Genomic DNA, 1,866 nt, shown 5'->3' on the forward strand with positions numbered 1-1,866 from the left:
TGGCTTGGCTACGAGACGCTGGGCGGGACCGACCAGTCCACGACGGACTGGCTGGTGCGCATCCACAGCGACTCGATCAACGGCGATTTTGACGGGGTGCGCTACCGGGTCAGCATTCTGACCGGCTCGGTCAGCAGCCCGATTTTGCGCAGGCTGCGCATGACCATCACAGGAGTGACACGATGATTGTCTGGGCCGAGGCCGATGCGGCGGGTCTGCCCGCCGTGACCGGCAAATGCACCAATCCCCAAGATGTGCCGGAGGGCGCGGTGATCGTGCCGCCCGGTATCGATCCCGCCACATGCATTCTGCGCGGCGGGGAATGGCTGCCGCAGCCGCAGGAGGAGACCCCATGACCACTGTCGCCATCGATCCCGCCGTCGCCCTTGCCGAGGCTCATGCCCTGGTCGAGCATTACCGCAACCGCAGCCTGATCCAGGCGCAGGCCATCGCGGATCTTCAGGCCCGCATCACCGAACTGGAAGCCGCCCTTCCGGCGGAGGAGGCCCCCGATGCCTGATCTGCCCGTCAGCTATGCCACCGGCACGGTCACCCTCGGGGCAGGCTCCACCACCGTCACCGGCAGCGGCACCAGCTGGATCGCCGCCGGGCTGGAGGCGGGGGACATGTTCTGGGCGGCCGGGCTCAGCGTCAGGATTGCCAGCGTCAACAGCGCGACCTCGCTCACACTGGCCTTTCCCTGGCCGGGAGCGGCGCTGTCCGGCGCGAATTACGAGGTGCGGTTCACGCCGGATGCGACCCGTGTTCTCTCGGCCGCGCGCGAGGTCTTGTCGGCGCTGACCAATGGCAACCTGTCGTCGCTGGCGGGCCTCACGACCTCTGCCAACAAGCTGCCCTATTACACCGGCGCAGGCACGGCGGCGCTGACGACGCTCAGCGCCTTTGCCCGCACGCTGCTCGATGACGCGGATCAGGCGGCGATGCGCGCCACGCTGGGCCTCGTGCCGACAGGCTCCGCAACCGATACCACCGCCGGGCGGCTGGTCAGGACCGGGGATTACGGTCTGGGTACGGCGATCAGCCTCGGTGCCACCGACAATCTGGATGCGCTTCTGGTCTCCGGGTTCTTCTACAACCCGACGGCGGGCAATACGGCGGGCAACAATTACCCGCCGGGGATCTCCGGTGCCGGGGCGCTGATCGTGGTGGCGCGCTCCTCGACCAACGTGATCCAGAAGTTCATCAGCTACGGCGGCACGTCCACCGCCTCCGGCCTGCGGGAGTTTACCCGGAGCTGGGGCACATCCGGCTGGGGACCGTGGGTGGAGCAATTCCATCAGGGATCGCTGCTCGGGACCGTCTCCCAGTCCGGCGGCGTGCCGACCGGCAAGGTCATCGAACGCGGCAGCAATGCCAATGGCGAATATGTCCGCTTCGCTGACGGCACCCAGATCTGCACGGTCATTGCCGCCGGGGTGGATGCCGCGACCGCAGCCGGGCCGATCTACATGCACAGCAATCTGCTGACATGGACCTTCCCGGCCTCGTTCCTCTCCGCCCCTGTGGTGGCAGGGGGCGGCGGCAATGCGGCGCGCTGGCTGGGGATCAACGCGCCCTCGGTCGGCAGTGTGCAGTACCGCGTCTTCTCCTATGCCTCGTCGGGCACGCTTTCGCTGCCCGGCCTGACCGCCATCGGCCGCTGGTTCTGAGGAGGGCCATCATGAAAATCTCGTTCTCGCCCTTCCGCTCCGATTCCGCCCTCATCCTGTCCCGGCAGGGCGATGTCCTGACCATCGACGGTGCGGATCTCGACTTCGGCCCCTTGCCCGAGGGCGCCGTCCTGCCGCGTGAAGCGGTGAGTTGCGACTGGCTGGCTTCGGAGGTCACCCGCATCGGCGGTGTGAT

General features: G+C 67.6%; 4 protein-coding genes and 1 pseudogene. All 5 read left to right on the forward strand.

From position 1 onward, the window contains the following. Window positions 1-186, forward strand: a 186-nt coding sequence (locus IE126_RS25565) for a hypothetical protein (protein ID WP_189383203.1), incomplete at its 5' end; no start/stop codon positions are given. Next, complete coding sequence (locus IE126_RS25570) at window positions 183-356, forward strand: hypothetical protein (protein WP_189383205.1); 174 nt, start codon at window positions 183-185, stop codon at window positions 354-356. The genes IE126_RS25565 and IE126_RS25570, both read left to right, overlap by 4 nt. After that, window positions 353-520, forward strand: coding sequence for a hypothetical protein (locus IE126_RS25575; protein WP_161806037.1), 168 nt, complete (start codon window positions 353-355; stop codon window positions 518-520). Before IE126_RS25570 ends, IE126_RS25575 begins: the two co-directional genes overlap by 4 nt. Beyond that, on the forward strand, window positions 513-1,670 hold the full coding sequence (locus IE126_RS25580; RefSeq protein ID WP_189383207.1) for a pyocin knob domain-containing protein: 1,158 nt from the start codon (window positions 513-515) through the stop codon (window positions 1,668-1,670). Before IE126_RS25575 ends, IE126_RS25580 begins: the two co-directional genes overlap by 8 nt. Before the next feature lie 11 nt (window positions 1,671-1,681). Further along, window positions 1,682-1,866 (forward strand): annotated as a pseudogene (locus IE126_RS25585) (hypothetical protein); the annotation flags it as partial.

It is taken from the genome of Gemmobacter nanjingensis (assembly GCF_014652195.1).
Lineage (GTDB): Bacteria > Pseudomonadota > Alphaproteobacteria > Rhodobacterales > Rhodobacteraceae > Gemmobacter > Gemmobacter caeni.

What these genes read in the sequence shown, in the direction of transcription:
- IE126_RS25570 (WP_189383205.1), top strand. Translation starts at nt 183, where the DNA reads ATGATTGTCTGGGCCGAGGCCGATGCGGCGGGTCTGCCCGCCGTGACC.
- IE126_RS25580 (WP_189383207.1), top strand. Translation starts at nt 513, where the DNA reads ATGCCTGATCTGCCCGTCAGCTATGCCACCGGCACGGTCACCCTCGGG.
- IE126_RS25575 (WP_161806037.1), top strand. Translation starts at nt 353, where the DNA reads ATGACCACTGTCGCCATCGATCCCGCCGTCGCCCTTGCCGAGGCTCAT.